A 6,034-nucleotide genomic window follows, 5' to 3' on the forward strand; every position below is an offset into this window, starting at 1 on the left:
ACATCGTGCCACTCCAGCGCGAGACGGTCGCGACCCGCGATCTCGAGCCTCAAGGGGCGGTCGTGCCGCAGGGCGAAGATCTGGTCGTTCAGCGCGCGGTAACGCTGTCGCGGTGTCATCGCGCCGAGGCTCAGATGCTGCGGGCGCACGGTCGGTAGGATGCCGATCGTCAGGAGGCGGGTCCCCAGCGTCTGCGCGACACGGTCGCAGCGTTGCAGCGTCGCTGTCAGCTCGGTCGCGAGTCGAGAAAGACAATCGCCCGTCAGGGGCAACGGGGAGCCATTGATCTCCGCGTTGAAGGTCGCAAGCTCCGCGACCACCAAGGGGTCGTTCAGACCTTCAAGCAGAGATTCGACCTCGGGTGCCGGATCCAGGCGAGGATCCACGAGCCAAGCCTCCAGCTCGAATCCGGCGGTCGGCTCCGATGTCTCGAACCGATCGGAATCGAGCCAGTGCTCCAGGAGCGCCGTCTCCTCGCGCAGCCTGGCGGCGAACTCGATGAAGTCCTGCTCGGTGAAATGCGTCCCCGCAATCTCCTGGCCCATCCCTTGTCCCCCGTCACGGTTGACTTAAGCTCCATTATGGTCGGATCTCGGAACGCTCGATAGGCGTCGCCGGGTATCGACCACTCTGCGCTCACTCCCGCAGAAGCCGATCCAGCTCGGCGAGCCGCTCAGGCGTGCCGATGTCGAGCCAGTGTCCGCGGTGATGCTCTCCGCCGACCCGGCCCTGCGCCATTGCGTCTCGAAGCAGCGGTGCCAGCGCAAAGGCCCCCGGGCGACACCCTGCGAACAGGCTCGGGCTGTAGACGCCGACCCCGCTGAAGGTCAGACGCCTTTGCCCCTCGGCTCGGTCGCTCCCTGTATGGTCTCCCTCGGCGCGGACCCGGCCGTCTCTCAAGGTGAAATCGCCGCTCGGGTGGTGCGGCGGGTTATCGACCAGGATCAGGTGGGCAAGGTCGGTGCCGGAGAGGTGCAGGCCGATCGGATCGATATCGCACCAGATGTCGCCGTTGATTACGAGGAACGGCTCCGGTCCGAGTAGCGGCAGGGCTTTGAAGATGCCGCCGCCGGTCTCCAGGGCTGTTCGCTCGGGGGAGTAACGGATGTGGACGCCGAATCGACTGCCGTCACCCAGTGCCGCCTCGATCTGCTCGCCGAGATGGGCATGGTTGATCACGATGTCGTGGATCCCGGCCGCGGCCAGACGCTCCAGATGGTATTGAATCAACGGGCGACCCCCCGCCTCGAGGAGCGGCTTGGGGATCCGATCGGTCAGGGGGCGCATTCGATTGCCGCGGCCGGCGGCCAGGATCATCGCCTTCATGAGAACGAGTAGACTCTTGTGGGTGTATCCCAAGATACACCAGCCGGCGTCGCCGGAGTCGTCGACTCCGATCCGCGTCGGCTCGATCGGGATCCTGCGGCTCGAACGCAGCGGACGGCCGGTTTGGATGCCCGCCGTCGCCGTGGTAGCCTTTTCGCGCCAGGTCGGCCAACGAGGTGAGCGAGCGTCTTCGTCGTGTTCAAGATTATCTCATTCAATATCAACGGAATTCGTGCGAGACCGCATCAGCTCGAAGCCATCAAGGCTGCCCATGATCCGGATGTCCTGGGCCTACAGGAGTGCAAGGTCGCCGACGACGCCTTTCCGGTCGATCTCGTGCGAGGGCTTGGGTTTGCGACGCACTTCCACGGTCAGAAGTCGCACTACGGTGTCGCGCTCTTGAGCAAGGTCGAGCCGCTTGCAGTCATCAAAGGCTTTCCGGGGGACGCCGATGACGCCCAGCGTCGCGCCATTATCGGACGCTACCCCTTGCCCGGCGGGGGCGAGATCACAGTCATCAACGGCTACTTTCCGCAGGGCGAAAGCCGTGACCACCCGATCAAGTTCCCGAACAAGCGCAAGTTCTATGCGGATCTCACGGCCTATCTGCGCGACTTCTGCACGCCCGACCAGAACCTCGTCGTGCTGGGCGATATGAATGTCGCGCCGCTCGACCTGGATATCGGCATCGGGGCCGACAACGCCAAGCGCTGGTTGCGCACCGGCAAATGCAGCTTCCTCCCGGAGGAACGCGAATGGCTCGAGACCTTGACCGATTGGGGTCTGGTCGATGCCTATCGCGCGATTCACCCCGAGGTCGATGACCGCTTCAGCTGGTTTGATTATCGCTCGCGCGGCTTCGAGCGCGACCCCAAGCACGGTCTGCGGATCGATCATCTGTTGGTGACCGCGCCCCTGCGCGAACGTCTGCTGGACGCCGATATCGACTATGCCATTCGCGGCATGGACAAGCCCTCGGACCATTGTCCGGTCTGGGCGCGGTTCGATCTCTGAGTCCGCCGAAGGCCGATTCGGGTCCGGGCTTAAACCGCGTCCAGAGCGAGATGCTGAGTTTCGGGTTAGTTCGACGTTTGGAGCATGCACCATCCTTGGCGGTGACGCGGTTTAAATTTTTATATTTTTTAATCGTTTAAACCGCGCCCCGCTCCGATACTCATCGATGTCGCCGAGGTCGATCAAATCCAAAAACATCACATACCGCGCTGGGCGCGGTTTAGAATCTTTGTCTTCATCAACACGGCGGTCCTGATGCCTCACATCACGTCCCGAAAACAGGCTTCGGCAAGGGCACTCACGCGATGACGGCGCATCAGCCGATCGGCGTCTTCGACTCGGGTGTCGGCGGTCTATCGGTCCTGCGCGAGATCCGTCGCGCGCTGCCGCACGAAGATCTGCTCTATGTCGCCGACTCGGCCTATGCGCCTTACGGCGATCAGTCAGCCGACGCGATCGAGCTGCGCGCCGTTGCCGTCACCGAGTTGCTGCTCGCACGCGGGGCGAAGGCGATCGTCGTGGCCTGCAATACGGCGACCGGTGCCGCGGCCCGGGTGCTCCGGACCCGGTATTCGGTGCCGGTGATCGCCATGGAACCCGCGGTCAAGCCGGCCATCGAGCAAACCCGCTCGGGCGTGGTCGGTGTGTTGGCCACGCGACAGACCCTGGCGAGCCACACCTTCAAGCAGTTGCTCGCGCGCCTGGGGGAGGGGCCGGAGATTCTGCTCCAGGCGTGTCCGGGTCTTGTCGAGCGGGTCGAGGCCGGCGACCTGGAGGGCGAAGGTACGCGAGCCCTGTTGGCGGCCTACGTCGAGCCGCTCTTGGCGCAGGGTGCCGATACCCTGGTCCTGGGCTGCACCCATTATCCGCACCTTGGTAGGCTGATCGCGGAGATTGCAGGATCCCGGACGACCGTGTTGGACTCCGGGGCTGCCGTTGCGCGGCAGGTTCACCGCCGTCTGGCCGAGGCCGGTCTGCTCGCACCGCCCGGCCGCGTGGGAACCGAGCGTTTCTGGACGAGCGGCGAGCCGGGCACGGTCGCTGCGGTGTTGGAACGCCTCTGGGGCGCACCGCTGGAGGTCTATCCCTTGACCCGGGAGGCTGCGACACCGCTTTTCGGAGGGGGTGCGGCCCTCGTCGTTCAAGGCGCCGGGTGCAGCCGATGATGTCCGTCGGCGTGCAACCTCTTTGCGGAGACATCATGCGTGGAAGAATGAGAGTCCGAATCGCCGCGATCGTCACCCTTCTACTCACCGCGTTTGCCTCGTCAGCTGTCTTCGCCGACGAGCCGTGCCTCAAGATGGTGTTCGGGCGTTATTGTTTGGGCGGTGATGTCGGGCCGCTGTTGCAGGTCGTTCCGCCCCCGCTTGTACGCCAGGAGCAGGATGCGAGCCTGGCTTTGGTGTTCGCCGATGCTCCGGACCGCCTCTATGTGCTCGCCTTCAACGGCAAGGTTTACAAGGTCGTTCGCGCCTTCGGCGTCTCCACGCAGCTGCGCTACGAGGAGACCTATGCCGCCTTGCGCGACATCTACGGGCCCGGCGAAGACCGCAGCCGATTCGCCCCCGATGCGACCACGCCCGGTCGCCGCCTGGTCGCGATCCGTCGCGGCGAGGGCGTCGCCATGCATGTCTGGACGCCGTCTCCGACCTGGCGCATCGAGCTGTCCTGGACCCGCGAGATGGGCCTCTCGCTCGCTTACGTTGCCACCGAGCTCAGCGCTGCACGCGCCGCCCAGATCGATCGGGGCCTCTGAGCCCGGTCCGGCGTGTCTCAGTCGCGGCTGTCCGTGCGCCCATCCGTCGGCTGCCCGACCAGCGCGAGTCCGCCGTCGTCCAATCCGGAAAGCACGACCTTGACGAGCTGGTTGCCGTCGATCGCGGTCTCGTGCGTCGCGACCTGTACCGGCAGATAGTTGGGGCTGTAGCCGAATCGCGTCTCCCGGCGCTCGCCGTCGGGGTTGCCCTCGCAGAGGATCTCGACTGACTTGCCAATCTGCTCGCGCAGGACCGCCGTGCGAATGCGCAGTGCGAGGTCCTTCAGAGCGATCAAGCGCCGATGCTTGGTCCGGCTATCGACCTGGCCCGGCATCTCGGCCGCTCGGGTTCCTGCCCGAGGCGAGTAGGCAAAGGCATGGATGTGGCCGAATCGCATCGACTCGGCGAAGGCGAGCGTCTCGTCCCAGTCCTCCTCGCTCTCGCAGGGGAAGCCGACGATGATGTCGGTCGTGATGTTGAGGTCCGGCACGCGCGCGCGACCCTGCTCGACCAGGCGCGCGAATTCGGCCGTCTTGCAGCGCCGCGCCATGCGTCGCAGGACGCGGTCCGAGCCGCTTTGCAGCGGCAGGTGCAGATGCGGCATCAGGCGCGGATCCTCGAAACATCGCCAGAACGCATCGCCGAGATCCCAAGGCTCCAACGAGCCGATGCGTAGACGCGGGATCCCGGTCTCGCCGAGGATGCGCGCGATCAGCTCGGAGAGCGTGCTGCCCGAGTCGCCGCCGTATCCGCCGAGATGCACGCCGGTCAGGACGACCTCGCGGATGCCCTGCTCGACCAGCCGATCGATGGCGCCGATGATCTCGGCATGGGTCCGGCTACGCTCGGCCCCCCGCGCGACGGTGGTGATGCAGAAGGTGCAGCTGTAGCGACAGCCGTCTTGGATCTTGATGAAGGCACGCTGACGGCCCCGCGCGAAGAGCGCTCCGGCTGCATCGTTTGCAGCCGCCTCGGGCATAGCCGGAAGGCTCAGGGTGGTGAGCGCGATCTCGACCAAACGGTCCTTGTCGCGATTGGCGACGATCAAATCGACGCCGGTCTCGGCCGAGACGGCGCTGTCCGCGAGCGTGGCGAGACAGCCGCTGACGATCAGCCGCGCCCCTGGATTGGCGCGTTGGCTGCGCCGCAGGACCCCGCGCGATTTGCGCACCGCCTCCTGTGTGACGGCGCAGGTGTTGACGACGACCAGATCGGCGGGGGCGCTCGCGTCGACCACGCGAAAACCCGCGTCCCGAAAACGCTCGGCCCACTCCTCGGATTCGGCCTCGTTGAGCCGGCAGCCGAGCGTCGTGATATGGACGCGACGCCCGAGGCTTACGGCGAGGCCATTCTGATCGGGTCGGATCTCAAGCCCCCGGCGCGCTCGGCGCCTGCGGCGTCGGCGAGTTCTGGTGGATCAGCAGGCGCCAGCCATCGGCCCCTTTCCTGAAGACATTGGTGCCGTAGATCGCGGGACTCGGCTGACCCGGTGCCCCGCCCTGCATCCGCTCTTCGATCAGATGGATTGCGGTTTCTCCGGCCTCGATCCAGGCGAGGTGACGCACCTGGATGTCGAAGGCCCCGGCTTGCTCGAAGATGGACCGCCACAGCTGCAGCACCTCGCGCCCCATCACCAGCGGCGTCATCGGCAGGAGACAGGCGATGCCCTCCGAGTCCTCCCACACGTGTGTCATGGCCGCGGGGTCGCCCGCCTCCAGCGCATCGTAGAAGGCGTCCTCGGCGTCCTGGGGTGTCTCGAAGGGCATCGGCGTGGGTTCCTGACTGATGGGGTTGATCCTTGGCGGTAAGCAACCGTTCAATAACAAGTGATCCATATTAGCCCCTCTCCCCTCGCGGGAGAGGGGGAGAATGAACCGCAATGGCTAAGTCGTTTCTGAACCGTTATTGCGCCAGGCAAAGCCTGGAAGAGGGGGAAG

Annotated in this window: 7 protein-coding genes; 3 read left to right on the forward strand and 4 right to left on the reverse strand. The window is 65.4% G+C overall.

What is annotated here, in order from left to right; genetic code table 11:
• Window positions 1-545, reverse strand: a 545-nt coding sequence (locus VLR48_RS17050; protein ID WP_325292939.1) for a glutamate-cysteine ligase family protein, incomplete at its 3' end; no start/stop codon positions are given.
• 91 nt (window positions 546-636) lie between these two features.
• A complete protein-coding gene (murU, locus tag VLR48_RS17055) occupies window positions 637-1,326 on the reverse strand; it encodes an N-acetylmuramate alpha-1-phosphate uridylyltransferase MurU (RefSeq protein WP_325292944.1) in 690 nt (229 codons plus the stop codon).
• A 195-nt stretch (window positions 1,327-1,521) separates the two neighbouring features.
• Between murU and xthA the strand changes: the two genes are divergently transcribed.
• From xthA to VLR48_RS17070, 3 genes are all read left to right on the forward strand, one after another.
• Window positions 1,522-2,340 (forward strand): exodeoxyribonuclease III, encoded by an 819-nt coding sequence (xthA, locus tag VLR48_RS17060; protein WP_325292940.1) that lies wholly within the window; start codon window positions 1,522-1,524, stop codon window positions 2,338-2,340.
• Window positions 2,341-2,645: 305 nt separating this feature from the next.
• Window positions 2,646-3,506, forward strand: a complete 861-nt coding sequence (gene murI, locus VLR48_RS17065; protein WP_325292941.1) for a glutamate racemase — start codon at window positions 2,646-2,648, stop codon at window positions 3,504-3,506.
• 35 nt (window positions 3,507-3,541) lie between these two features.
• Window positions 3,542-4,096: a hypothetical protein gene (locus VLR48_RS17070; RefSeq protein ID WP_325292942.1), complete on the forward strand. Its 555-nt coding sequence runs from the start codon at window positions 3,542-3,544 to the stop codon at window positions 4,094-4,096.
• A 17-nt stretch (window positions 4,097-4,113) separates the two neighbouring features.
• Here VLR48_RS17070 and mtaB read toward each other — a convergent pair whose 3' ends face one another.
• Together mtaB and VLR48_RS17080 are read right to left on the reverse strand one after the other, a co-directional pair.
• The gene (gene mtaB / locus VLR48_RS17075; RefSeq protein ID WP_325292945.1) at window positions 4,114-5,463 is read right to left on the reverse strand and encodes a tRNA (N(6)-L-threonylcarbamoyladenosine(37)-C(2))-methylthiotransferase MtaB; all 1,350 of its coding nucleotides are present in this window, start codon (window positions 5,461-5,463) and stop codon (window positions 4,114-4,116) included.
• Window position 5,464: 1 nt separating this feature from the next.
• Window positions 5,465-5,863 (reverse strand): YybH family protein, encoded by a 399-nt coding sequence (locus tag VLR48_RS17080; protein WP_325292943.1) that lies wholly within the window; start codon window positions 5,861-5,863, stop codon window positions 5,465-5,467.
• Between the last annotated feature and the right edge of the window lie 171 nt (window positions 5,864-6,034).

It is taken from the genome of Thiocapsa sp., from assembly GCF_035467215.1.
GTDB lineage: Bacteria > Pseudomonadota > Gammaproteobacteria > Chromatiales > Chromatiaceae > Thiocapsa.

What these genes read in the sequence shown, in the direction of transcription:
- VLR48_RS17070 (WP_325292942.1), top strand. Translation starts at nt 3,542, where the DNA reads ATGCGTGGAAGAATGAGAGTCCGAATCGCCGCGATCGTCACCCTTCTA.
- murI (WP_325292941.1), top strand. Translation starts at nt 2,646, where the DNA reads ATGACGGCGCATCAGCCGATCGGCGTCTTCGACTCGGGTGTCGGCGGT.
- VLR48_RS17080 (WP_325292943.1), bottom strand. Translation starts at nt 5,863, where the DNA reads ATGCCCTTCGAGACACCCCAGGACGCCGAGGACGCCTTCTACGATGCG.
- murU (WP_325292944.1), bottom strand. Translation starts at nt 1,326, where the DNA reads ATGAAGGCGATGATCCTGGCCGCCGGCCGCGGCAATCGAATGCGCCCC.